19 protein-coding genes are annotated in these 25,053 nt (G+C 68.3%); 15 read left to right on the top strand and 4 right to left on the bottom strand.

Annotated features, from left to right (window positions below; all coding sequences use genetic code 11):
- Positions 1–216, top strand: a 216-nt coding sequence (locus DB31_RS39510; protein ID WP_240487167.1) for a transposase, incomplete at its 5' end; no start/stop codon positions are given.
- Here DB31_RS39510 and DB31_RS47360 read toward each other — a convergent pair.
- A complete protein-coding gene (locus DB31_RS47360) occupies positions 153–377 on the bottom strand; it encodes a DUF3253 domain-containing protein (RefSeq protein ID WP_276203687.1) in 225 nt (74 codons plus the stop codon). The two genes, DB31_RS39510 and DB31_RS47360, sit on opposite strands and share 64 nt — an antisense overlap.
- A gap of 107 nt (positions 378–484) precedes the next feature.
- Here DB31_RS47360 and DB31_RS39505 point away from each other — a divergent pair, with 107 nt between their 5' ends.
- Together DB31_RS39505 and DB31_RS39495 are read left to right on the top strand one after the other, a co-directional pair.
- Positions 485–1,405, top strand: a complete 921-nt coding sequence (locus tag DB31_RS39505) for a DUF2381 family protein (protein ID WP_044197993.1) — start codon at positions 485–487, stop codon at positions 1,403–1,405.
- Between the two features lie 663 nt (positions 1,406–2,068).
- On the top strand, positions 2,069–3,337 hold the full coding sequence (locus tag DB31_RS39495; RefSeq protein ID WP_044197989.1) for a GAF domain-containing sensor histidine kinase: 1,269 nt from the start codon (positions 2,069–2,071) through the stop codon (positions 3,335–3,337).
- A gap of 24 nt (positions 3,338–3,361) precedes the next feature.
- Here DB31_RS39495 and DB31_RS39490 read toward each other — a convergent pair whose 3' ends face one another.
- Positions 3,362–5,560 carry an Ig-like domain-containing protein gene (locus DB31_RS39490; RefSeq protein ID WP_044197988.1) on the bottom strand — a complete coding sequence of 733 codons (2,199 nt, stop codon included), beginning with the start codon at positions 5,558–5,560 and terminating at the stop codon, positions 3,362–3,364.
- A 128-nt stretch (positions 5,561–5,688) separates the two neighbouring features.
- On the opposite strand from DB31_RS39490, the gene DB31_RS45685 reads away from it, so the two are divergent.
- The 4 genes from DB31_RS45685 to eutB all read left to right on the top strand — a co-directional run bounded on the left by DB31_RS45685 (position 5,689) and on the right by eutB (position 11,511).
- On the top strand, positions 5,689–6,591 hold the full coding sequence (locus DB31_RS45685; RefSeq protein WP_169787156.1) for a creatininase family protein: 903 nt from the start codon (positions 5,689–5,691) through the stop codon (positions 6,589–6,591).
- Positions 6,592–6,662: 71 nt separating this feature from the next.
- Positions 6,663–7,586 carry a ribose-phosphate diphosphokinase gene (locus DB31_RS39480; protein WP_044197985.1) on the top strand — a complete coding sequence of 308 codons (924 nt, stop codon included), beginning with the start codon at positions 6,663–6,665 and terminating at the stop codon, positions 7,584–7,586.
- Positions 7,587–8,000: 414 nt separating this feature from the next.
- A complete protein-coding gene (locus DB31_RS39475) occupies positions 8,001–9,086 on the top strand; it encodes a serine/threonine protein kinase (RefSeq protein ID WP_169787155.1) in 1,086 nt (361 codons plus the stop codon).
- A gap of 115 nt (positions 9,087–9,201) precedes the next feature.
- Positions 9,202–11,511 carry an ethanolamine ammonia-lyase subunit EutB gene (gene eutB, locus DB31_RS39470; RefSeq protein WP_083969164.1) on the top strand — a complete coding sequence of 770 codons (2,310 nt, stop codon included), beginning with the start codon at positions 9,202–9,204 and terminating at the stop codon, positions 11,509–11,511.
- Between the two features lie 24 nt (positions 11,512–11,535).
- Here eutB and DB31_RS39465 read toward each other — a convergent pair whose 3' ends face one another.
- Positions 11,536–12,189 carry a hypothetical protein gene (locus tag DB31_RS39465; RefSeq protein WP_052420607.1) on the bottom strand — a complete coding sequence of 218 codons (654 nt, stop codon included), beginning with the start codon at positions 12,187–12,189 and terminating at the stop codon, positions 11,536–11,538.
- A gap of 86 nt (positions 12,190–12,275) precedes the next feature.
- Positions 12,276–13,133 (bottom strand): M28 family peptidase, encoded by an 858-nt coding sequence (locus tag DB31_RS39460; protein ID WP_044197983.1) that lies wholly within the window; start codon positions 13,131–13,133, stop codon positions 12,276–12,278.
- A 261-nt stretch (positions 13,134–13,394) separates the two neighbouring features.
- On the opposite strand from DB31_RS39460, the gene pssA reads away from it, so the two are divergent.
- From pssA to purH, 8 genes are all read left to right on the top strand, one after another.
- Entirely contained in the window at positions 13,395–14,042 is a 648-nt protein-coding gene (gene pssA, locus DB31_RS39455) for a CDP-diacylglycerol--serine O-phosphatidyltransferase (RefSeq protein ID WP_044197980.1), read from the top strand.
- A gap of 342 nt (positions 14,043–14,384) precedes the next feature.
- Positions 14,385–17,330 (top strand): choice-of-anchor D domain-containing protein, encoded by a 2,946-nt coding sequence (locus DB31_RS39450; protein ID WP_044198077.1) that lies wholly within the window; start codon positions 14,385–14,387, stop codon positions 17,328–17,330.
- Positions 17,331–17,495: 165 nt separating this feature from the next.
- On the top strand, positions 17,496–17,852 hold the full coding sequence (locus DB31_RS39445) for a hypothetical protein (protein WP_044198074.1): 357 nt from the start codon (positions 17,496–17,498) through the stop codon (positions 17,850–17,852).
- Positions 17,853–17,991: 139 nt separating this feature from the next.
- Positions 17,992–20,253 (top strand): serine/threonine-protein kinase, encoded by a 2,262-nt coding sequence (locus tag DB31_RS39440; protein WP_052420606.1) that lies wholly within the window; start codon positions 17,992–17,994, stop codon positions 20,251–20,253.
- A gap of 19 nt (positions 20,254–20,272) precedes the next feature.
- Positions 20,273–22,135, top strand: a complete 1,863-nt coding sequence (locus DB31_RS39435; RefSeq protein WP_075306451.1) for a serine/threonine protein kinase — start codon at positions 20,273–20,275, stop codon at positions 22,133–22,135.
- Positions 22,136–22,327: 192 nt separating this feature from the next.
- The gene (locus DB31_RS39430; protein WP_052420605.1) at positions 22,328–22,852 is read left to right on the top strand and encodes a MerR family transcriptional regulator; all 525 of its coding nucleotides are present in this window, start codon (positions 22,328–22,330) and stop codon (positions 22,850–22,852) included.
- Between the two features lie 50 nt (positions 22,853–22,902).
- Positions 22,903–23,403: a sigma factor-like helix-turn-helix DNA-binding protein gene (locus DB31_RS39425; protein WP_044197975.1), complete on the top strand. Its 501-nt coding sequence runs from the start codon at positions 22,903–22,905 to the stop codon at positions 23,401–23,403.
- Positions 23,404–23,507: 104 nt separating this feature from the next.
- On the top strand, positions 23,508–25,052 hold the full coding sequence (purH, locus tag DB31_RS39420) for a bifunctional phosphoribosylaminoimidazolecarboxamide formyltransferase/IMP cyclohydrolase (protein ID WP_044197973.1): 1,545 nt from the start codon (positions 23,508–23,510) through the stop codon (positions 25,050–25,052).
- Position 25,053: the final 1 nt, after the last annotated feature.

The raw sequence follows: 25,053 nt of genomic DNA, 5'->3' as shown, positions 1-25,053 counted from the left end.
CTGCGCTTGCACATCCGCCCGCGGCGGCCTCCAGCTACGCCCCCGAAAAAGAGTCGCCGTAAGAAGGCACGCCGCTGGGTGGTGGAACGCTCTCACTCTTGGATGAACCGTTTCCGAAGGATCCTCATCCGCTGGGAGAAACGCGAAGACACCTACCTGGCTATGCTCCACCTGGCTCTGGGCATCATCACTTGGTTCCACTTCCTACCGAGATAGGCACTTAGAGCGCTCGCCGCGTCCTCTGGAGAGACCGATACCTCTTCTGCGGAACGCTGCAAGAGAGCGCGTACCTTGTCCGAGAGTTCGAGCGGTTCACCGCGCTCGATGACTCGTCGCCCCATTGCGCGAATGGGTTCCCAGTCAAGCTCAGCGGCCATGATGGCATTCCCCTAGTTCGTGTCCTTGAAGGCTCGATTCGGCGATTGCATAAATCCCACCTCAAAGGTTGTTTGCCTGCCTCCCATCCTGCTAGGTTAGGTGGGCCATGGTCGACTTCCTGCCCTGCCGCTCTGTCCTGCTTCTCGTCCTTGGGGCTTCCGTGGCCCTGGCAAAGGATCCTGATGTAGTCGAGAGGATCATTAATCTGTCAGAGCACCCAGCAACGACCGCCAATAAGATCTACGTCGCCGGTCGCGTGGCCACAGTGCTGCGCTTTGAGCAGGAAGTCGATCCAGAGCAGACACGGATGCTCGGCTGGGAAGGGTGGTTTGAGCCCCTTTGGGTGGGGGGCAAGAAGGTAGTCCTTGAACCGCTCCGGGACATCGAGCCTGGGGACCGCTTCATGCTCCTCGTCACTGTCAGTGACGGCCTGGAGATCCCCTTTGTCGTCACGTCGGAACAGCAACCGCTCGACGGCAGGCGGGTGGCGGATCAACAGGTCACCGTGATCCGCAATCTCGAGTCGGCGAGCGCTGCGCAGGCGTCCCTTTACGAATCGCTCAAGAGGGAGCGGCACCTTCGGGAGAAGGTCGAGCGCTACGAGCAAGAGGATTCCATTGATCACGCACTCGCGGCGCTCCTGGCGAAAGACGCTACCCGGCAGACACCTTTCCGTGAGTGGCGCAAGTGGCGCCTACAGGAGGGGGATGTTGAGTTCGTCGTCCGCCTCTTCAAGGGCAACGGGAAAGCAGCGGTCGTCTTCAAAATTACGAACCGCGAGGACCAGCCCTGGAAAATGAAGATGGCGCGTCTCTACACGGTATCCGGCTGGAAGGACAAACCGTTTGCTGTGCGCACGGACCGTGAAGCGATCACCTCAGGTACGACCGGTTACGTCGCCGTTGTTGCTGACAAGAGCGCCTTTCAAGATGGCGCGGAGTTCAAGGACCTCCTGCTTGAGATCTACCGGGACGACGGATACCGGCAGTTGTTCGTTGTGCTGGATCCAGCCCTCGCCCGTGACTAAGAGCGACGGTCATGCCTTCGCCGACAGCACCCTTTCTTCTTTCAATCTTCCTCCTCGTCTCGTCTGTGCGCTGCCAAGCAACCGGCGGGGTGTCCCTTCGTCCAGACGGAAGCCCAGGGCCGGAAGAATGCTCCGAGGAGGCTCTCAAGACGATGCGGATTCTCCGGATGCGCGTGGGTGACTCTGCGGACGTGCAACTGGACGCGAACCAGATCGACGCGAAGCCGATCACGCTCTATGACGGCCCTGTCGAGAGCCTCTTGGAGGGAGCACTCGGTACTCTGGAAGCGAATACCCGTCTTTACGGGCGAGTGTGGACAGGCGGTCCGCAGGTTGTCGTCCGGTGGTATCAGGCTCACCCGGTAGATGGGGACCCGGTTCCCATCTGCGCAGTAGCTCGCTTTGGAGGTAACGAGCTTAGAAAGCGGCCGGACTCGAAGCCCGGAACCGCTGTCCTCGGCTACGCCGGTGCCTCGGCCTTCGTCGTCAACTCGTTCCGGTGAGTCCCGCCCGGGAGCCCCTGGATGCGGTGCTGACCCTGGCCCATGGGGCGACCATACACTGGTGAACACACCGGTGAGACCCGGGGACGCTTGGAGTGGGGGGGACTGTTCATCAGGGAGGTCGTTCCTATGTTCAGTGCCTCCACCCAGGACTGCCCCTATGAAGATCGCCCCCCTTCCCCCGAACGAGACCGAGCGCCTGGAGGCGCTGAACGCACACTCCGTTCTGGATACGCCTCCCGAGGTGGGCTTCGACGAGCTGACCCGGCTGGCCTCGCGCCTGTGCGGCACGCCCATGGCGCTGGTGTCCCTGGTGGATCAGGCGCGGCAGTGGTTCAAGTCGAAGGTCGGGGTAGATGCCTCTGAGACGCCTCGGAGCCTGGCTTTCTGCTCTCACGCCATCCTCCAGGATGAGCTCTTCATGGTCCCGGACGCGCTCCAGGACGAGCGCTTCCACGACAACCCACTGGTCACCGGCGAGCCGCACGTGCGCTTCTATGCGGGCACGCCGCTCAAGAGCATGAGCGGGCACAACCTGGGGACGCTCTGTGTCATCGACCATGTGCCTCGCGAGCTCACTCCGGAGCAGGTCGAGGTGCTGCGCGTGCTGGGCCGGCAGGTGGAGGCCCTGCTACAGCTCCGCCTGCGGGTGAAGGAGCTGGAGCGGCGCGACGCGGAGGGCCGCTCGCAGCGGGATGCGCTGGCGCGGATGCAGAAGCAGAAGGACGAGCTGCTGCAGCTGGTGGCGAAGGACATCCAGGTGCCGCTGGGCTCGATCCAGGCGCAGGCCTCGCTGGTGCTGTGCCGCTCCCAGCTGCCGGAGGAGGTGCGCACCTCGGCGCGGCAGATCCGCGAGTCCACGGAGAGCCTTCAGCGGCTGGTGACCAATCTGGTGGAGTCGGCGCGCGAGGACTCGCCCTTGGCGCCGCAGCTGGGCGAGTTCGACGTGCGCGGGCTGGTGACCGAGGTGGCGCGGGACTTCTCGCTGCGCGTCCACGGCTCCCACCGCCAGTTCACGCACAGCGTGCAGGTGTCGGAGCGGCTCGTCACGCTGGATCGGGAGCTGCTGCGGCGGACGCTGGACAACCTGCTGGACAACTCGTTCCGCTTCACCGCGCTGGGGAGCGGGAAGGTGTCGCTGGAGGCCTCGCAGCCTGAGCCCGGCCTGCTGGAGGTGCGGGTGCGCGACGAAGGTCCGGGCATTCCCTCCGCCGCGCGTCCCTATGTCTTCGAGAACTACCTGCCCGAGGGCGTGCCTACCGCCGCCCGGGCTCGGGCCAGCAACAGCTTGGGGCTGGCGTTCTGCCGGAGGGCCGTCGAGGCCCACGGCGGGTGGATCTGGGTAGAGGACAACCCGCCTCGGGGCACGGCGTTCTGCTTGCGCATCCCGGTAGGGCCCGGGGGAGCGCGGCAGGCCCTGGCCTCCTGAGGCGGGCTGCGCGCGGGGGCAGGGTCAGTTGTCCTGGGCGCCCGCGAGGATCCACGAGCGGACGCGGACCACCAGGCCCGGGTTGTTGATGAAGTAGTTGGGGTTGCCCTGGGGCATGCGGGTACCGCAGGTGGTGCCTTCCATCTTACGGATGAGCACCGAGTTGTCCGGATCCCCAGGCACGACGCGCGTGAGGGCCGCCGGGCTGCACGACGCATTGGCCGCCACGTTGATCAGGTTGGCCCCGGAGGCTGGGCTGAGGCTGAGCCCGCCCGAGCTGCCATGGCAGCCGGTGCAGTTGCCGAGCGTCCACACCCCTCTCACGTCGGTGCTGTAGTTGGGCACCGTGACGGGGAGGGTGAGGGTGCGGACTACGGTGCTCTGGCCATCGGTAACGCTGACGGACAGGGTGAACGAGGTCTGGCTGCTCACCACGGGCGAGTACCACTGCGCGCTCGAGGCGGTGCGGCTGCCCACGAACGTGCCCTGCGTGGCCGGTTCCGTCTGCTCCCACGAGTAGGTGAGGGGATCTCCATCCGGATCGGTCGCGGAGATGGAGAAGGTGCCCGCGCTGCCCGCCAGGAGCGTGCTCGGGCCGGAGATGTTGGCGGCCACGTTTGGGGCCTGGTTCACCTTCTGGACGGTGATTTCGACGAAGCCCGCCACGCTGCCGCCCCGCCCATCTGAGACGATGACGGTCAGCGTATACATCCCACTGGCGGTGACGTCCGGTGCTGTCCAGGTGGGGGTAGCCGAGCTGGTGCTGCTGAAGGTCCCCACGGGTGAGGTTGGGGACGTCTGGCTCCACGCATAGGTGAGCGGATCCCCGTCCGGATCGGAGGCCGTGACGGAGAGGTTGACGGTCTCCTGCTCATTGATGGTGGTGAGGGATGCCGAGGGCCCAGCGGTCAGCGTGGGCGGGTTGTTCTGGGAAGGGGCCGGCGCCACGCTGACGTCCACCTGGCTCTGGACGGAGCCGCCTCGGCCGTCCGTGACGTTCACCTGCAGCGTGAACGTCGTGGAGGTGGTGACCGTGGGAGTGGTCCAGGTGGGGTTGGCCGAGGAGGCGTTGGCGAAGGTGCCTGCCGGGCTGGCGGGGGTCTGCGTCCATGCATAAGTGAGCGTGTCTCCGTCTGGATCCGAGGCTCCGACCGAGAGCTGCACCGGACTGGAGCCCGACACGGAGGAGGGGTTGGCCCGGGCTTCCTGCGAGATCGTGGGGGAGCGGTTCACGGGGGCGCGCACGGTCACCTGCACTGTGCCGCTGACCGATCCGCCTCGGCTGTCCGTGACGGTGACACGGAGCTGGAAGTTCGTGTTCGCGGTCACCGCCGGCGCCGTCCACGAGGGATTCGCCACGGAGGTGCTGCTGAAGGCGCCAGCCGGGCTCGAGGGCGTCTGAGACCAGGTGTAGGTGAGCGCGTCTCCATCCGGGTCCGAGGCGGTGACGGACAGGTTGACGGATTGCTGCGCGTTGATGGTCGTGGCGGACGAGGTGGGGCCCGCGGTCAGGGTGGGCGCCCGGTTGTTGGCGGAGGGAGGCGCCACGGCCACTTCGACCTGGGCCTGCGTGGAGCCGCCCCGGTCATCCGAGATCGTCACCTGGAGCGTGAACGTGGTGGGGGTGGTGACCACGGGAGAGATCCAGGAGGGGCTGGACACGAAGAGATTGCTGAAAGAGCCCACGGGCGTGGCGGGCTCCTGAGACCACGAGTAGGTGAGGGCGTCACCGTCGGGATCCGTCGCGGAGAGGGAGAGCTGGACGGGCACGGAGCCCGTCACGGAGGTGGGGGTGGCACTGGGGGTACCCGTGGTCACGACGGGTGCGCGGTTCTCGGGGGGGCGAGGCCGTACCAGCACCGTGACGGAGCGCCGCGCGGTGCCGCCCTTGCCATCCGAGACGGCGACGCCGAGCTGGAAGGACGTGGCCTCGGTGACGTCCGGGGCCGTCCAGGTGGGGTCGGGGAGGGTGGCGTCGCTGAAGGCGCCAGCGGGCGAGGCGGGCGTCTGCACCCATTCATAGGTGAGGGAGTCCCCGTCCGCATCCGTGGCCTCCAGGGACAGCTCCACCGCGGTGCCCGACGTCACATCCGCGGTCTGTACGAACGGGCCCGTCAGGACCGGGATCTGGTTGTTGGAATCTTGATCGTCACCGCAGGCCGTGGCCCACAGCCCGATGAGGACGAATGACGCGAGAGACAGCGCTGGCAGGCGTTGCTGCATGTTCCCCTCCACGAAAACGAGCGGGCCGAACCCTAGCCCAAGCGCTTCCGTTTCGAGGAGGAGGCGACGACTTCCGAAGGCTGGCCCGTATGGGCACAACATTGGCGTGCGATGGTAAGAAAGAGACTGTGACGAAACTTCAACGGTTGTCCTTGCTGGCGGCGTGTGGACCCTGGCTCGTGTTCCTGGTGCTCGCGGCGGTCCCCTCGGGGGCGCGCCCAGCCGGGCCTCGGGGCGTGCTTCTGGAGCAGCTCACCTGGCAGCAGGCCGAGAAGCTGCTCACGCCGGACACAGTCGTCGTCATCCCGCTGGGCGCTCAGGCCAAGGAGCATGGTCCGCACCTGCCGCTCGCCAACGACTGGAACATGGCGGAGTACCTCAAGCAGCGCGTGCTCCAGGATGCCAACGTCGTGATCGCCCCGACGGTCAACTATTCGTTCTACCCCGCCTTCGTGGAGTACCCGGGCTCGACGTCCCTTCGCCTGGAGACGGCGCGGGACATGATCGTCGACATCTGCCGGGGACTCGCTCGGTTCGGGCCTCGCCGCTTCTATGTGCTCAACACCGGCGTCTCCACGCTGAGGGCCCTCCAGCCCGCGGCGGAGCTGCTCGCGGCCGACGGCATCCTCCTGCACTACACCCACCTGCTGCAGGCCACCGCCGCGGTGGAGAAGGAGGTGGCGCGGCAGGAGGGCGGCACGCACGCCGATGAGATCGAGACCTCGATCATGCTCTACATCGCCCCGAAGACGGTGGACATGTCCAAGGCCGTCAAGGACTACCACCCAGGCAAGGGGCCCCTGACGCGCACTCCCAAGGATGCGGGCGTCTACTCGGCCAGCGGCGTGTTCGGCGATGCGACGCTGGCCACCCGCGCCAAGGGCCAGCGCGTGGTGGAGACCCTGGTGAGCACCCTCCTGTCGGACATCGAGACGCTGCGCCGGGCTCCCATGGCGGCGGCCGGTGCCACCGATGGCGGTGTCCCCAGTGGCCCTCCTCCGGATGGTGGGATGCCCAGCAGCAAGCCTTGAGCACCTGAAAGGTGATCGAGGCGGGCAAGGGCGGCACAATCCCGGCATACCGTTTTGCACCGGGAGCTTCCATGCGCGTCGTCCTGATATCCGGCTCGTCTCACCCCGCGTTGGGAGCGGCCATCGCGAAGGTGCTCAACCTCGAGCAGGGGCGGTGCATCGTGGATCGCTTCCCCGATGGGGAGCACCACGTCGAGGTCGTCGAGGAGGTTCGGGGCTGTGACGTCTACCTGCTCCAGACGCTGGGGCCGCCGGTGGATTCGCACCTCATGGAGTTGCTCCTGATGGTGGATGCGTGCCGCCGCCGGGGCGCTGCGCGGGTGACGGCGGTCGTGCCCTATCTGGCCTACGCCCGGCACGATCGCCGGGAGACGGGACGCGAGCCACTGGGCGCCCGGCTCGTCGCGGACATGCTCCGGGTCGCGGGTGTGGACCGGCTGGTGGCCATGGATCTGCACAGCCCCGCCGTGGAGGGCTGCTTCAACATCCCCGTGGAGCACCTGAGCGCCATGCCGCTGCTGGCGGACCACCTGCAGCGCACGGCCACGCCCAGCTCGGTCGTCGTCTCGCCTGACCTGGGGGCCGTGAAGCGCGCGGAGCGCTATGCCGCGCAGCTGAAGCTCCCGGTGGCCGTGGTCCACAAGCACCGCACGAGCGGCTCCCAGGTGCAGGCCCGTCGCATCACCGGCGACGTGGAGGGCTGCACGCCCATCGTCGTGGACGACATGATCTCCACTGCCGGCACCGTTGAGGCGGCGGTGAACGCCCTGCTGGAGGCGGGCTGCGCGCCGGAGGTAACGGTGGTGGCCACCCATGCGCTGCTGGTGGGCCCGGCCATCGACAGGCTCCAGCGGCTGCCGTTGCGCCGGCTGCTCACCACGGACAGCTTGCCCTTGCCCATGCGGCCTCCCTTCCAGGTCGAGGTGGTGTCCGTGGCCCCGCTCCTGGCGCGCTCCATCGAGCTGCTGCGCCTCGGCTCTCAGCACGGAGGCTGAGGGCGGGCAGTTCAGCGCAAATGGAGACAGACCGCCTTTCCCAGGCCTGCCCGTGATTAGAGCTTTCGCGGAAAGCGAGACAAAAAATGAACTGTCTCGTTTCAAGTTTGCAATCTTTGTCTTTCAGAATTGAAAAACGAGACGTCATGTCGGGTCCGTTTTTTCAGTCTCGAAATGCTCTGCGGTGAAGCCGGGGTTCACGGGGTTGAACACTCGGAGGAGTGGATGTAACCCATTGAGCACACAGGCGGCCCCGAGTGACGCAATCCAGTCATCTGCCCCGATAGAGCAGATGGCTTTGGGTCGACCTGGTAGGTCTGCTACGATACATGCCCAAGCGTTGAATTGGAGTCCTCGACGATGGACATGGTGGCCCCCCCGATGCGTCCAGATGTGTTGACTCCCGGAACGCAAGTGAATCACTGGCGCATCCTCGAGTGCCTGGGGCAGCGAGGCCATGGCGCGCTCTTCCGCGTGGAAGACGTGCGGCGCCCGGCCGAGCCGCTGGTGATGAAGATCTCGCTCCGGCCGGGTGAGGGCTGCTTCGAGGATCGCGTGGCGCGGCTGCATGCGGCGCACCCGAACCTGGCAAGGCTCCACGCGCATGGACGCTGGACCCAGCCCGGCGGCGGCTTCTTCTACAGCGTCCGAGAGGACGTGCGCGGCCTGTCGCTGCCCGCTTGGGTGGAGGCGGTCAACCCCACGTTCCTGCAGATCGCCGCGCTCCTGAGCCGCCTGGGCGCGCTGCTCGACTCCATGCACGCGCGCGACACGTGGCACCGGGACCTGCACCCGAACAACATCCAGGTGCGCGAGAGCGACTCGGAGCCGGTGCTGCTGGATCTTCGCGACGGGGGCAACGAAGCGTTGGACTCGCTGCTGGCGACGCCGCTGTCTCCGGAGCTCCAGGTGTTCCGCAGCCCCGAGGCGTTGCGCTTCTTGCGCTCGAACGTGGGCCGCACGCACGCCAGCTACCGCTACCTGATCACGGATGATCTGTACTCGCTGGGCGCGCTGGCCTACTGGCTGGCGACGGGACACCCGCCGTTCTCGCCGAGCTTGGCCTCCGAGCAGCTCCACACGGCCATCGAGCTGCGGGCGCCGGTGCCGCCCTGGGAGGTGAACCCGCGCGTGCCCAAGCCGCTGGGGGCCATCATCCTCCGGCTGATGAGCAAGCTGCCCGAGGCCCGGCCCTACAGTGGCGAGTCCCTGTGCGCGGAGCTGATGGTGGCGGTGTCCGCGGGGGCCCGCTCGCTGTGGGCGAAGCGGGTGTTCGACTGTGCGAAGGACGAAGTGGGGCAGGAGGTGGTGCCTCGGTGTTTGCTGCGCCCCGAGCCTCCCTCGGTGGCGCTGCACCCGGGCCCCAAGCTGCCCCGCGTCGTGTACTTCCGCTCGCCCGCCGAGCGTCAGCCCTCGCTTGCTCCCTCACCTCCCAGCAAGCCTCGGGTGGTGGGCGGGGAGTTCGGAGGCCCTCCGGGACCCTGGTCCGGGATGATGTGAACGTGAATTTCTCGACTTGCGGGCCCTTCTCCCCCGGGTTGGGGGGCTGGCAGGCGTAGCGGCGTGCGAAACCTCTCATTAACCTGCCGGAATCCAGCGGTTGAGAGGGGGTCCTATGACTCAGGCACAGCACGCGACCGACTTGTCCTCCCCATCTCTGGCCTCCGGCGAGGCCGCCCAGCCCCTGGAGGCCTCGCCCCAGGTGTTGCCTCGCGGCGTCCTCATCCCGGAGGTACGCCCCGGGGAGGACGTGTTCGGCTACCTCCGGCGTGTCCACGGGGGCTTCGAGCTCACGCGGTACCAGCAGCTCATTGGAGCGGCGAATCCTTATAAGGAGGGGGACGAGGCCATCGGCGTGGCGGCGGCGGACGAGGTCTCCCGCGTCAACGCGCGTGCGTTGCTGTCGAACACCCGCCTGGGGGCGCTCCACGAGCACCCGCCGCTGGAGGATCGGCTCTACGCCTTCATGCTGGAGGCCCTCCAGGACGACGCCCGTGCGGCCACGGCGGATTGGACGGTGGGGCGGCTCAAGGCCTTCCTGCTGTCGGCGAGCGAGGAGGCGATCAAGGACGTCTGCCGGGGCCTGAGCAGCGATGCGATTGCCTGCGTGGTCAAGCTGATGAGCGACGCGGAGCTCACGGCGGTGGGTGCCAAGGTCTTCCACCCGTTGCCGGGCAGCAAGCTGGGCTCCCGGGGCTACCTGGGGGCGCGCATCCAGCCGAACTCGCCCACGGATCACCCGGAGGACATCCGCTGGCAGGTGTTCAACGGCTGGTCCTTCGCGGTGGGGGACGTGGTGCTGGGCACCAACCCGGTGTCCTCGGCGCCCGAGTCCGTGGCCGCGGTGGAGGCCGCGCTGCACGACGTGCTCGTGACGTTCGGGCTGCAGGATGTGATGCCCAACTGCGTGCTCTCGCACATCGACATTCAGGCGAGGGTGGAGGAGCTGCAGCCGGGCACGACGGGGATCTGGTTCCAGAGCATCGCGGGCAACGAGACGGCCAATCGGACCTTTGACGTAACGCTGGAGAAGATGCTGGAGCATGCGGCGCGGCGCACGGGCAAGTTCGGGCTCTACTTCGAGACGGGGCAGGGCGCGGACGCGACGAACGGCCAGTCCGGCGGCTGCGACATGGTGCTGCTGGAGTCGCGCAAGTACGGCTTCTCGCGGGCGCTGAAGCGGCGCGTGGCGCTGGCGCAGGTGGGCGCGGGGCGCGAGGCGGCGCCCTGGGTGCACGTGAACGATGTGGCGGGCTTCATCGGCCCGGAGGTGTTCCGCTCGCGGGAGCAGCTGGTGCGCTGCTGCCTCGAGGACATCGTCATGGGCAAACTGCACGGGCTGATGATCGGCCTGGATATCTGCTCCACGCTGCACATGGACGTGACGCTGGATGACCTGGGCTGGTGCCAGGAGCAGATCGCTCCGGCGTGCCCGGGCTACCTGATGGCGCTGCCGACGCGGAACGATCCGATGCTCAGCTACCTGACCACGGCGTTCCAGGATCACGTGCGGCTGCGGGAGAAGTTCGGCACGAAGGTCGATGACCGGATGTGGGCGTTCTTCCAGCAGCTCGGAGTGATTGACGCAGAGGGGCGGCCCACGGCGCGCTTCGGCGATCCGCGCTGGGTCTATGTGGAGTACCGCAAGCGCAAGGGAGACACGCGCTCGGAGGTGGCGCTGCTGGCCGAGGCCGAGGAGCAGATGGCCCGGGTGAGGGCGCGCAGCGTGCCGCTCGCGGTGGGCTACGGTGAGCACACGTGGGAGCTGGAGTCGAAGCTGGATCGCGAGCTCCACGGCCACTACGAGGACGCCAAGCGGGGCATCTGGACGGAGCTGACGCCGTCCTTCATCGAGGCGATTCCCCAGGCGGTGCTCTTGCGCACCCAGGCGGCGGATCGGCGCGACTACATCCTGCACCCCGTGTCGGGCGAGAAGCTGGATGCGGAGTCCGTGAGCAAGGTGGAGGCGCTCCGGGCGCGGCGGAGTGAGCGGTGCGATGTGCAGATCGTGCTCTCGGACGGGCTGGATCCGCGCTCGCTGATGGATCCGGGGCACCTGGCGCCGTTCCTGGAGGCGCTGCGCCGCGAGCTGGAGGCGGCGAACTACCGCGTGGCGCCCGAGCACCTGGTGATTCAGTCCGGGCGGGTGCGCGCGGGCTACCAGGTGGGGGAGCTGCTCTTCGGGGATGGCGCGGATGGGCTGCCTCGGGCGCTCGTCCATGTGGTGGGCGAGCGGCCCGGGTCAGGGCACCACAGCTTCTCCGCGTACCTCACGGCGCCCCCGGGCCGGGTGTGGGGCGGCCAGGGGCGGCCGGTGGATCACGACATCACGCGGGTCATCGCGGGCATCTCGGACACGAGCGTGAAGCCGGCGGATGCGGCGCGCGAGGCCGTGCGCATCCTCGGGGAGCTGTGCCGCGGCTGAGCTCCCTGGGAGGGCCGCTGAGGGTTACTTGCCCAGGGCCTTGGTGTTGGTGATGTTGAGGCCGCTCTCGGTGGCGGTGATGAACACCTCGCTGTCCGCGGGGATGGTGAGCTTGGACCGCACCTGCTTGGTGCCGAGCACGAACTTCGCTTCGACGTCGTGATCCCCCGGGGGGACGTCGCGGATGGAGACGAGCTGGGCCTGATTGGCGCCCTTGCGAACGCCATCGATGGAGATGGTGCAGTTCTTGGTGCAGCGGATGGTGAGCGTGGAAGCCCCGCCAGTGGCGGCCTTCTCCACCTTCTGCTCGCCGAGCGGGACGCGGTCGGTGATGGTCAGGCGCTTGTTGCTGTCGACCTGAGCGGTGACCTGCATGCCACCGGGGATCTCCGCGTAGCCGTTGTAGAAGGGGCGGTTGAGGAAGCCGCCGGTGGCCTCGATGCGCCGCTGCCCCGAGGGCACGTCCTTGAACTCCCAGATGTTCGACGCCTTGCGCAGACCGGCCTTGCCGTCCACGCGCACGCTGCAGTCATCCGAGCAGCGCACGGTGAGGGTGGAGTTCTCACCGGGTTTGCCCTCGGCGGGCTTGGCATCCGCGGCCTTGGCCGGCGCGGGAGGAGTGCTCTGCGCGAGGGCAGAGCTGGCGACGAGAGTGAGGAGAGCGGCAGTGAGGCGCATGGGAGCGGAGGCCTTTCGAGAAGCAGTGAGACGGTCTTGGCCTATCGTCACGTCTGGGCCCCCGTCAACCCGCGGATGGGTGCTCTTCACGGCTGAGAGAGGCTCTGGAGCGCGCAGTGCACTCCTTGTACGACCTGGCTCATGCGCCCGTAGTCCAGCGTGTCCCACGTGTCCGTAGGCTCGTGGTAGCGCGGGTTCCGGAAGAAGGCGGTGTCGGTAACCATCGCGGCGCGGTAGCCCTCGGCCTGGTAGCTCGCGTGATCGGAGAAGTCGATACCGCGGAGGCTGGTGGGGGCGCTGAGGAACTCGACTGGGAGTGAGCGCACGGCACGCATCGCCGTGGCCACTTCGCGCACCAGCCCTCCATCGCCTGTCTGCCCCACCACGGCGATGAAGTTTCCCGTGGAGGGGTAGCGCAAACGGAGCTCATCCACGGGGTAGTGCTGGCTGTCCGGCGCGTCCGTGAAGAACCCGATCGTCTCGAGAGAGAGCATGGCCCGCACCTGGGCCCCCGCCGTGCGAAGGGCTTTGGCATGTACCCGGCTGCCCATGTTTTCGGAGCGGAAGTAGGGCGGCTCTTCCAGCGTGAAGCCCACGAGCTCCACCCTCATGAGAGGTGGCTTCTGGCCGAGCAGGGTGGCCAGCTCGAGGAGGCCCGCGACACCACTGCCATTGTCATCCGCCCCGGGCCGTGGGCCCGCCGTGTCGTAGTGCGCGCCGATGACGATGCGCTCTGGTGTCTCCGGGCCGAAGCGGGCAATGACGTTGCGGTACTCCTTGCCCTCGACGTGGAAGGGCTGAAACTCCACCTGGCCGCCCGCACGCTTCAAGTGCTCGGCGAGGTACTCGGCGGCGCGGTCGAGGTTCTCGGGATGGGTGGAGTCCCGAGGGTGGAAGGTCTCGGACAAGGCACGCACGTGGGTCTGCAGGCGCTCGGGCTCCACGACTCCAGGAGTGCAGGCGGGAGGAACTGGTAGAGGCCGGAGCCACCATCATCGCAGTCCCATGAACGCCTCCCTCTTCACCCTGCTGGAACTCTCGGGGGGACACGCTATTTCACAGGGCGGAGTGTCACCTCGAGAGAGCAAGGCCCGTGCCGTGTTGTCCGGCGGGCGGGCCTGGCCAGAAAAGCGTGGTGCAGCTGAGCGATCCCGGGGATGGTTCGGGCCAGTGGCCCCGCCCTCCGGAACGGTAGGAGAGTCCGAATGACGACCGAGCTTCACGAGAAACCGCCTCCTCGCCACTTCTCGATGATCCGCACCTTCGTGCTCGCGGACTTCGTCACGCTGGGCAATGGCTTTGCGGGAGCGGGCACCATCTTGTCGGCCATGCAGTACCTGGCCACCCAGCAAGAGCGCTGGCTGTGGCTGGCGTTCGCGCTCATGCCGCTGGCGCTGGTGCTCGACTTCGCGGACGGCCGGATTGCCCGCTGGCGCTTCAAGTCCTCGCCCCTGGGGGCGGACTTGGACTCCCTGGCGGACGTCATCTCCTTCGGTATGGCCCCCGCAGCCCTGGCCTTCGCGGTGGGCATGCGCGGCGCGCTGGATGTCGCCGTACTCCTCTATTTCGTGGCCTGTGGCATCAGTCGCCTGGCGCGCTTCAATGTCACGGCCGCCCAGCTCAGCGACGGCACCGGCAAGGTGAAGTACTTCGAGGGCACGCCCATTCCGTCGAGTCTGCTCCTGGTGGCGGTGCTGGCGGTGGCCACGTGGCAGGGGCGCATCGGGGGAGGGGAGCAGATGCTCGGAGGTGTCTGGGACCTGGGACCGATGTCTTTGCACCCGCTCGTGCTGATCTACCTGCTGAGCGGCAGCGCGATGATCAGTAAGACCCTTCGTATTCCCAAGATCTGAGAAGGAGCTTCACGGCTCGGGACCACTCGAGCCTCCTGCCGGGTGCGGTTGGCCCAAACTGGTCTGACAAGCAGACCACTTCGTGCCGTTCGCTGCCGGCGGCCCCCGGCTTGTCTGCTCGGGCAAGCGAGCGTGATCCACGTTCGCCAGTGAACGGCCACCCTGGGAAAAGTGCGGTCCTTCGCGGGCACGGGGGGGAGATCCCTGGGGGTTCCCCGGGTGTGCGGTTGCTCCGCCCACCGTGGGTGCCTAGTTTCGCTACCTGATGCCGGAGCCTCTCAGAGTGGGTGAGAGGAGGCATCGGGTGGTGTGGGTCGGGTGCAGGGGGTGGGGGTGGGGACCATGAGTGGTCGGTGGGGCCTGTGGGCTCTCGTGGTGGGTCTGCTCGCCGGGTGCGCGGACCGGGAGCGTGCCTCGATGGCGGATGGCCGGCTGACGGCCACGCCCGGGGGCATCGATTTTGAGCGCGTGGCCGTGTTCGACGGCCGTGAAGCGGCCGTGACGCTGCGCAACGTGGGCCGCTCGCGCATCGAGGTGAGCGACGTCTGGGTGGAGGGGCCCGAGGGCCAGTACGTGGCCAGCTTCGCTCATGAGGGGCCGCACAGCCTCCAGCCGGGCAGCGAGTGCGGGATGAAGGTCCGCTTCGCGCCGCTGGAGCCGGGCACTCTGCCGGCCACGCTCGTCATCCGCTCGGACGCCAAGCGCGAGCCCATCCTCCGGATTCCCCTGCGTGGTGCGGGCGTGGACGCCTGGGCGCGCGTGTCTCCGCGGAAGCTGGACTTTGGCCGCATCGAGGCCGAGTCCTCGAAGACGCTGACGGTGACGCTGGAGAATCCCACGGACCTGCCGGTGGAGGTGTCCGCCCGGCTGGTGGGCCAGGACAAGGACGAGTTCACCACGGCCACGGTGACGGTGGGCGCCAACGAGCGCCGCGAGCTGCCGCTGACGTTCAACCCGGTGAAGGTGGGGCGCAAGAGCGTGGCGCTGGCGGTGGCGCCGTGCCGTGGCTGCGCGGACGTGCCGGTGCAGGTAGTGGCCGAGGCGCTGGATCGCGCCGTGGTCGCCGAGCCTCCCGAGCTGGACTTCGGGGGCGTGCCCATCGACAAGGACAAGCGGCTGATGGCGCGCATCCACAACATCAGCACCGAGCCGATGACGGTGTCCCAACTGGAGCTGGCGGGGACGGATGCCTCGTTCAGCCACGCCGCCGCCGCGGACTTCCCGCTGGTGCTCCAGCCGGGCGAGGTGCGCGAGTGGGAGCTGCGCTACAGCCCCGGCCACATGGGCCCGGCGGAGGATACCGCGCGCTTCCACGTGGTGAGCAAGCGCAACCCGGTGACGCCGGTGAGTCTGATGGGCCACGGTGGCGCGGCGGAGCTGTGCGTGTCTCCGGTGGCGCATGACTTCGGAGCGCAGCCGCTCGGCTCGAAGACGACGGTCGTGGTCAACATCAAGAACTGTGGCTCGGAGAACGGCGGGCCGCTGAAGCTCACGAGCCTGGAGTTCCAGCCCGACCCCTCTGGGCCGGGGCAGTTCACCACCTCGCCGCTGGCGACGCCGTACACGTTGGCGCCTGGCCAGGAGGTCAACCTCAAGGTCTTCTACGAGCCCACGCGCGAGGGCGATGCCACCGGCGCGCTGATGCTCACGACCAACGCCTTCAACGCGGGCACGGTGCAGCTCGACTTCCACGGTACGGCGGAGCGTCACGCGCCCTGCGACCTTGCCATCACCCCGCTGGCGGTGAACTTCGGCACGGTGCCGCCGAACCGGGGTTCGGTGCTGGGCGTGAAGGTGGAGAACCGCGGGTACGATCTGTGCGCGGTGAAGAACATCCGCCTGCGCGATGACGGAGGCGGTGTGTTCCGCATGCCGGGCCGAGAGCTGGATGGCCTGATCATCCACCCGGGCAACTGGTTCAGCTTCCAGGTCGCCTTCAATGCGCCGGCCTCGGGGGGCTCGTTCCTGGGCTCCGTGCAGCTGGAGCAGGCGGATCCCGCCAACCCGCTGGTGCTGGTGCCCCTGCAGGCGCACTCGCAGAGCGCGTGCCTGGTGCCCACTCCGCGCTTCGTGGACTTCGGCATCGGGCGCAGGGACTGCCCGCCGGCGCCTCGCCAGGTGAACTACATCAACGCGTGCGCCAGTCCGATCACCGTATCGGGGGTGCGCCTGGGGGCGGGGACCACGGACAGCGAGTTCCACATCCGCTCGGTGCCCGCGCCGCTGCCGCGCCTGCTGCAGCCGGGCGAGGCCTTCACCACCGAGGTGGAGTACTACGCCCAGGTGACGGGCATGAACCTGTCGCCCCTCTTCGTGGACTCGAGCGATCTGCCCGAGCCGCTGCTCGTCTCGCTGGTGGGCGAGTCCTCCGAGCGCGTGGACAAGACGGACACCTTCGTCCAGCAGGACGGCGCCAAGGTGGACGTGCTCTTCGTGGTGGACAACACCGCGTCCATGGTCGAGGAGCAGCCCCGGTTCATCAACGCGCTGCCAGCCTTCGTGAGCACGGCCCTGGACAAGAAGGTGGACCTGCACGTGGCGGTGACGACCACTGGCATCAAGGCGGAGTCGAACTCCTGCCCGGGTGGGGCTCAGGGCGGTGAGTCTGGCCGCTTCTTCCCGGTGGACAACAGCCGCCAGCGCATCCTCACGCACCAGACGCCGGACCTGGCCAACAAGCTCCAGGGCAACGCCCAGGTGGGCCAGTGCGCCTCGGTGGAGCAGGGCTTCGAGGCGGTGCGCCGCGCCCTCTCGGACCCGCTCGTGAGTGGGGCGGATGATCCGCGCACGCCAGCGCCCAATGACGGTAACGCGGGCTTCCTCCGCGACGAGGCCGCGCTGGTCGTCGTCTTCGTGGGAGACGAGGACGACCACTCGCCGGACAGCGTGGACACCTACGTCCGCTTCCTCCAGAACAAGAAGGGCGAGTTCCAGCCTCAGCGCATGACGATCTACGCCATCGCGCCCACCGAGGCAGCCTGCGCCACTGCGGGCGGCGTGGGCACCCGGTACGCCGAGGCTGCCACGCGCACGGGGGGCGAGGTCGTCTCCGTGTGCGCCGCGGACTACGCTCCCTTGCTCCGCAACGTGGCGAACAAGGCCTTCTCTCCGCAGGACCGCTTCCCGCTGAGCGAGCTGCCGGATCCTGGCTCGGTGTCCGTGCGAGTGAACGGCTCGCCCGTCACCACCGGCTGGAGCTACGACGGAACCACCAACAGTGTCCTCTTCTCGCCGGGGCCTGCTCCCGGCGCCAGGGTGGAGATCGCCTACCGCCGCGCCTGCCAGTAAACGGTCGCGGGGACTCGCAAAGGCCCAATTTTCAGGCCCCAAACAGGGGATGTCGGCCCCAGGTGCTACAGGGCTGCATCAGCCTGTTTGGATGACCAGAAAATTGGAGGACCCCACGTGCTGAGTACCCTGAGACCGTCCCTGCCGCAGCCGAGGAGGCGTCTGGTGAGTACCCGTCAGCACAAGCAGCCCCTGTCCCCCGAGCCCAGCGCCCCCGCGCGCCGCTCGGGTCCTGGGCTGCGTGTCATCCGTGGCGAGGGGCAGCGCCGCCCAGATGAGCCGCTCACCTCCCGGGATGCCGTGGCCCGCGTCCTCATGGAGGCCGGGGCGGACCTGCTACTGCGGCGCATCTCCCCGCAGCGGGCCTCTGAGATTGAGCGCCAGGTCGACCGGGCGCTGGACCTGTTCGACCGGGTAGACGCCAATCCCCTGGTGTTGCCGGTGCTCCGCCGCCACCTGGACGCCCTGGATGCCCTCATGAGGGAGACCCGGGAGATCCGTCCGGCCCGCCGGGGGGGTTGAGCGCCCGGCCCCTGGCTTGCCGGGGCCTCCCTGCCTGAATGGTGAATCAGGGGTTTGACCCCCCCCGCAGTGCCGCTTACGCTCCGGCTCTCCGTAAGCCTGGGCCTCCCCCGCGGCGGTGCCGTTGGGGGGGCAGACCGTGTCACTCGAGAACTACGGCAACTACCAGCTGCTCAAGCGGCTCGCCACGGGCGGGATGGCGCAGATCTACCTTGCGCGCCGTAAGGGGCCCGAGCCTTCCGAAGACCTGGTGGTCGTCAAGCGCATCCTTCCGCACCTGGGCGAGAACAAGGAGTTCGTCCAGATGTTCCTGGACGAGGCCAAGATCGCCGCGCGGCTGGCGCACCCCAACATCGTCGCCATCTACGACTTGGGGGCTCAGGACGACAGCTTCTTCATCGCCATGGAGTACATCCACGGCGAGGACGTGCGGCGCATGAGCAAGCGCGCCGCGGCCCAGGGGCTGGAGCTGCCGGTGGAGCTGGCGTGCCGGATCGTCTCCGACGCATGCGCGGGCCTGGACTACGCGCACAAGAAGACGGACCCCTCGGGCAAGCCGCTGAACATCGTCCACCGGGACGTGTCGCCGCAGAACATCCTCGTGTCCTTCCGGGGCGAGGTGAAGGTGGTGGACTTCGGTATCGCCAAGGCGGCGGACCAGGCCACGGTGACGCGCTCGGGCGTGCTCAAGGGCAAGTACTCGTACATGTCCCCGGAGCAGGCTGCTGGCCAGCGGGTGGACTGCCGCAGTGACGTGTTCGCGCTGGGCGTGGTGCTCTACGAGCTGATCACCAACACGCGCCTGTTCAAGCGCTCCAGCGACATGCAGACGCTGTCGGCGGTGGCCGAGTGCCACGTGACGCCGCCCTCCCAGGTCAACCCGCGCGTGCCGAAGGCCCTGGATCCCATCGTCATGAAGGCGCTGGCGAAGGAGCCGGACGCGCGCTACTCGGAGGCGCTCCAGCTCCAGACGGAGCTGGAGGGGTGGCTGCGTTCGCAGAAGGGGGCAGCCCTGGACGCGCTCGCGGGGTTCCTGCGCGAGGTGTACGCGGATCGGCTCGCGCGCGAGCAGCGCTCGGGCGGCATCGTGGTGGAGGACGAGCCTCCCACCACCGGCCAGCGCACGGCCGTGGGAGGCCACCGCCGCTCCGGGGGCCATCTTCCCCCCGTGTCCTCGAGGGAAGTGACCCGGGCGGATCGCGGCGAGCCCGTGGGGTCCACCGCGGAGCCCGAGGCCGAGGTGACGGATCCCACCGCCCAGCAGCGCCCCATGCGCAACGGGCGCAGCAGTGACCTCCGCCGCGAGCTGGACGCGGAGCGCCAGCGCCCGGAGCGCCCCGAGCGCCCCGAGCGCCCCGAACGCCACAGCCCGAGCTCCCGGCCCGCGATGGCGGCGGTCCCCCCCCCGAGTCCCGACTTCGCCGAGATGCCGACGCAGGCGCTGGATGAGCCCTCGCTGGCGCTGTCGATGACGGGGACGACCCAGGCCCCGCGCCGTCAGCGGGGGCGCCGCCGGCTGCCGGCGATCGTGGCCACGGTGGTGTCGGCGGTGGTGGCGCTCCTGGCGCTGTGGTTCTTCCTGCGGTCCGAGCCGCCTCCGCCCCCGGCCCAGGTCCGGCTGGACACAGTGCCTTCCGGCGCCAAGGTCACGTTTGACGGCAAGGCGCTCCCGGGTATCACGCCGCTGACGTTGCCCGCGATGCCGGCGGGGACCTACCAGGTGGTGGTCTCCCGCGAGGGCTACGAGGAGGTGCGCGCCTCGGTGGCGGTGCCCGAGGCGGGGACGCTGGCGCTCGCGCCGCTGAGCCTCAAGGCCCTTCCTCCGAAAGAGCCCCCGCCCCAGGCCAAGCCACCTCAGCCCAAGCCGGCCGAGACGAAGCCCCCCGAGGTGGTGACGCCCACGCCCACGCCTCCGCCTCCCGCGCCGGAGACCGTGTTCGTGAAGCTCAGGCTGGAGACGCAGCCAGTGGTGGCGACGATCTTCGTGGATGGGGAGGAGCGGGGCCTCTCGCCGCAGGTGGTGGAGGCCAAGGCCGAGCAGGAACTGGCAGTGAAGGTGACGGCTCCGCAGTACCGGGCCTTGGAGCAGAAGGTGAGGGTGAAGGCGGTCCCCTCGCAGGTGGAGGTCCTCAAGCTCGAGCCGCTGGCCAAGCCGGCGCCCAAGCCCCCTCCGCCTCCGCCGGAGCCTGTTGCGGCCAAGGCGATGGTGCGCTTCGCGGTGACGCCGTGGGCGGAAGTGACTTGCAACGGCCGGAACCTGGGCACCACTCCGTTCCAGGACGTGTCGATGCCGGTGGGCACCTACCAGTGCAAGTTCTACAACCCGGATCTGGGGCGGACGATCAGCCGCAGCATCGAGGTGCGGAGCACGCCGCTCAACACCGTGAAGGTGAAGTTCTAGCCATGGGTGGGAAGGGCTCGTGACGCTCCCGGCAGGCGCCCAGATCGGCAAGTACATCGTCCGCAAGAAGCTCGCCGAGGGAGGGATGGCGGAGATCTACCTCGCCACCTCGCAGGGCGCGGAGGGCTTCGAGAAGGAAGTCGTCATCAAGCGGATCCGCTCCTTCATGGCGAGCGATCCCAACTTCGTGGACATGTTCATCGCCGAGGCCCGGCTCGCCTCGCGGCTCAACCACGCCAATGTGGTGCAGATCTTCGACTTCGCCAAGCACGAGGACACGTACTACCTGGCCATGGAGTACGTGCGCGGCTGCACGCTTGCGGATCTGCGCAAGAAGTCCAAGGATCTGCTGGAGTCCATGCCGCCGGTGCTCGTGGCGCACATGGGCGCGGAGGTGGCCCGCGGCCTTCACTATGCCCACCGGCTCAAGGTGAACGGCGAGCCGCTGTTCCTCGTCCACCGTGACGTCACTCCGCAAAACGTCCTTATCTCGTTCGATGGGGCGGTGAAGCTCACGGACTTTGGCATCGCCAAGGCGGGCAACAAGCTGACCTCGCCCGGCATGCTCAAGGGCAAGTTCGCGTACATGTCGCCCGAGCAGTCTCGCGGCGAGAACGTGGACGTCCGCACGGACGTGTTCGCGCTGGGCATCGTCCTCTGGGAGATGCTCACGGTTGGCCGGCTGTTCGATGGCGACTCGGACCTGGCCGTGCTGCGCGCCGTGCAGCAGACCCAGATCCACACCCCGTCCCGTCTGAACCCGGACGTCCCCGAGGAGCTGTCCGCCGTGGTGATGAAGGCGCTCGAGCGCGACCCGGAGGCCCGCTACCAGACTGCGGGCGAGTTCGAGCGGGCGCTCGCCCAGTTCGTGCTGAACCACGCCCAGTCGCCGGATGACACGGACGTGGCGTCCTTCGTGCGCCGGGTCTACATCGGCATACTGCCCTCGGCGCAGGCCCTGCCCGCGGTGGTGGTGCCGGATCGCACCGAGCAAGCGAGGGCCGCCGCGAGGGCCGCCGCGAGGGCCGCCGGGCCTCATGTCGGCGACGAGCCCGTGCCGCCTGGGTCCACCTCCTTACAGCCCGATCCCCGAGGGAGCAGCCGCTCGACGGGCGGCGGCGGGCAGGGGAGTGCTCTGGAGCTCTCTCCCGATGAGGATGTTCACGCGTCCACGCACATGCTGCCCCCGCGCGTGAATACGTCCAGCAAGGCCATGCCTGCGGTGGAAGTGGACGCGGACATCGCGGCGGAGCCTCCCCGTTACGAACGGACCGTCTCGCTCTCGGTCAAGGCCTTCTCCGCGCCTGCCGAGGCGCCTCCTCCCGCCAAGGCCTCCAACTCCCGGCGCATGGGGATGTGGATCGGGCTTGGCGTGGTGGGCCTGCTTGCCGCCGTGGGCGTCGGCTCCCTGTTCAGCTCGCGGCAGAAGCCCACCGAGCCCACCGTCAGTGCGGCTCCCAACGTGCCCACCCAACCTCCGTCTTCGCCAGGGCCTTCCCACGAGCCCTCCACGCCTCCTCCGTCCGCGGGCCCGCAGACCGCCGAGCCGGCCGCGAACCCTGGCGTCGTGGCGGCACCGCCTCCCGCGAACACGGCCCCAGTTCCAGCCCCAGCTCCGGCCCCAGCCCAGAATCCCCCGGTGGCCGAGACGGCCCCGGCGAAGCCTGCCTCGGTGAAGGGCAGCCTCACCGTCCGGGCCATGCCGTACGCCACCGTCGTGGTGAACGGCCGCTCGTACGGGGAAGTCCAGGGCAAGAAGATCATCAAGCTGGACCCGGGCAGCTACAAGCTGGAGTTCCAGCACCCGAGGGGCACCAAGACGGAGCGCTTCATTCTTGAGCCCAACGGCACGGTCAGCCTGGAGTTCAACGCCGGCCGCTGAGCGCTCGCCCTTCGCTGAGCGCTCGCCGTTTTTCACCCTCTTGCTTCGACGCTTGAGCCGCTGACGGCCCGGGATCCGCCCTCCGTCCGGTAGCTCTGTCAATTTTTTAACGGTTCGTCTCGGGCCTTTCCTGCTTGACAGGTGCTGCCGTGTTCTGGCACTCAATGTCGTATCTTCAGTATCCTATATTGAATGGAAGCAATGGAACTGCTGGGTCCCGAGGAGATTGAGCGGATCGAGCGCGACCACGCCGGTGGCTTACCGGTTCGCGCAATCCTCGAGATCTTTCGGCCCCGGGGCGTGCAGCTCTCGGAGGCGACGTTTCGGAAGTACGTCCAGGCAGGGCTGCTGCCGCGCAGCCGCCGCGTGGGCCGCAAGGGCAAGCACCAGGGGAGCCGTGGCCTCTACCCGGTGGAGTCCGTTCGGCGCATCAACGCCATCAAGAAGATGATGGCCGAGGGGCACACGCTGGAGGACATCAAGCGGTCGTTCCTCTTTCACCGCAACCACATTGACCAGCTGGAGCGGGATCTGGCTTCAGTGTTGGATGGGTTCCAGTCAGAGCTGGGAGGCCGTCCGTTCGGCGGGGACCACCGGCGGACGCTGGAGGACGAGCTGGGCGCCCTGAGGCGCCGGGCGCAGGATTTGGTCCGGGACGTGGCACGTCTGGGCAGTGCCGTCACCGCGCGCGGAGACGAAACGCCCGATTCGCAATAGGATGCTACAGGCCTGGACAACCGGATAGATTGGGCACATTCGGAGGGGACATGTCGGAAGTGAAGCAGCTTCAGGGCGAGGAGGGGGCGGAGGAGGGCGGGGAGGAGGGACAGTCGGCGGAGCGCCGCCGGTCGAAGACCATGTCGCGCAAGGAGATGGCGCGAGACCTGCGCCGTCGGCGGCTGGCCGGGCAGGTGGACCCCGAGGAGGGGGAGCTCCTCAAGACAATTGACTCGCAGCGGCCGCGCACCCGCGCCGACTGCGTGAACGGGCCGCGTCCGTGCCTGTTCGTGTCGTGCAAGCACAACCTCTACCTGGATGTGAACCCGGAGACGGGCTCCATCAAGCTCAACTTCCCGGACAAGGAGATCTGGGAGCTGGAGCACACCTGCGCCCTGGACGTGGCGGAGAAGGGTGGAATCACGCTCGAGGAGGTGGGGGAGATCATGAACCTCACCCGCGAGCGCATCCGCCAGGTGGAGACGCGGGGCCTGATGAAGCTGCGCGAGGCCACCGAGGCCGAGCCGCCGGTTTCCGCCCGCAAGCCCTGAAATTCCGGGAGCTGGTGAGGAAGCGATGCCCTGCGGGGTGCGTTGACACCCCCGGGGGCGGTTGCTAACAGAGCCGCCTCCCTTCACTGAGAGGCGACTCCCCAGTGCTGGCTCTCCTCAGCGTCTCCGACAAGCGCGGCCTGGTCCCATTCGCACAGGGTTTGGTGCGGCGCGGCTTCCGGCTCCTCTCCACCGGTGGCACGCTGGCCGCCCTCCAGGCCGCGGGTGTCCCCGCAACCAAGGTCTCCGAGCACACCCAGAGCCCCGAGATTCTCGGCGGCCGGGTGAAGACGCTCCACCCCCGCATCCACGGCGGCCTTCTCGGGCGGCTGGAGCGGGAGGAGGACCGGGCGGAGATGGCGGCCCACGGCATCGAGCCCATCTCCCTCGTGGCAGTGAACCTCTACCCCTTCCGGCAGACGGTGGCCTCCGGCGCCAGTGAGGCCGAGGTCATCGAGCAGATCGACATCGGCGGGCCCGCCATGGTGCGCGCGGCGGCGAAGAACTCGCGGCATGTGACGGTGGTGGTGGACCCGGACGACTACGATGCGGTGCTCGCCGAGCTGGAGAAGTCCGGCGGGGTGGGGGACGAGACGCGCCGCAAGCTGATGCGCAAGGCGTTCGCGCATACGGCGGCGTATGACGCGGCCATCGCAGGGTGGCTCGCGGGCCAGGCGCAGGAGCCTTTCCCCGAGGAGCTGTCGCTGCCCTTCCGCAAGGCACAGGGCCTGCGCTACGGCGAGAACCCGCACCAGCGCGGCGCGTTCTACCGGGAGCATTCCGCGCCCTCCGAGCCCTCCGTGGCCTTCTCCAAGGTCCTCCAGGGCAAGGAGCTGTCCTACAACAACATCCTGGATCTGGATGCGGCGCTCGGGCTCGTCCTCGAGTTCCCCGAGCAGCCCTGCGCCATCATCATCAAGCACAACACCCCGTGCGGTGTGGCGGTGGACTCGGAACTGGAGAGGGCCTACCGCACGGCGCGCGCGGCCGACGAGGTGTCCGCCTTTGGTGGCATCGTGGCCCTCAACCGCGAGGTGGATGAGGCCTGCGCCAAGGCCCTGGCGGAGACGTTCCTCGAGGCCATCATCGCCCCCACGTACTCGGCCGCCGCGCTCCAGGTCCTGAGCGCCAAGAAGAACCTGCGGCTGCTAGAGGCCGGGCCCGCGTTGGCCTCGCCGCAGGCCCGTCCCCGGGTGCAGTTGGATGCACGCAGCGTGTCAGGCGGCCTGCTCCTGCAGGACAAGGATGCGGCCGAGCCGCCTCTCGAGTGGAAGATCGTCACGAAACGCCACCCCACGGCCGAGGAGGAGAAGGCCCTCTGCTTCGCCTGGAAGGTGTGCAAGCATGTGAAGAGCAACGCCATCGTTTTTTCCTCAGGAGACCGGCTGCTGGCCGCTGGCGGCGGGCAGACAAGCCGGGTCGACTCGGTGAAAATCGCCGCAGGGCGCGGTGGACCGGCCCTCAAGGGCAGCGCCGTGGCCTCGGATGCCTTTTTCCCCTTCCGGGACGGACTCGATGAGGCCGCCCGGGCCGGGGCTACCTGCGTCATCCAGCCTGGCGGCTCGGTCCGGGACGCGGAACTCATCGCCGCCGCCGATGAACATGGACTGGCGATGGTACTGACGGGAGTGCGACACTTCCGGCACTGAA

The sequence above is a fragment of the Hyalangium minutum genome (assembly GCF_000737315.1).
Classification (GTDB): domain Bacteria; phylum Myxococcota; class Myxococcia; order Myxococcales; family Myxococcaceae; genus Hyalangium; species Hyalangium minutum.
Note: the sequence above shows the minus strand (reverse complement) of the source record. Positions and strands in the feature narration are given on the sequence as shown.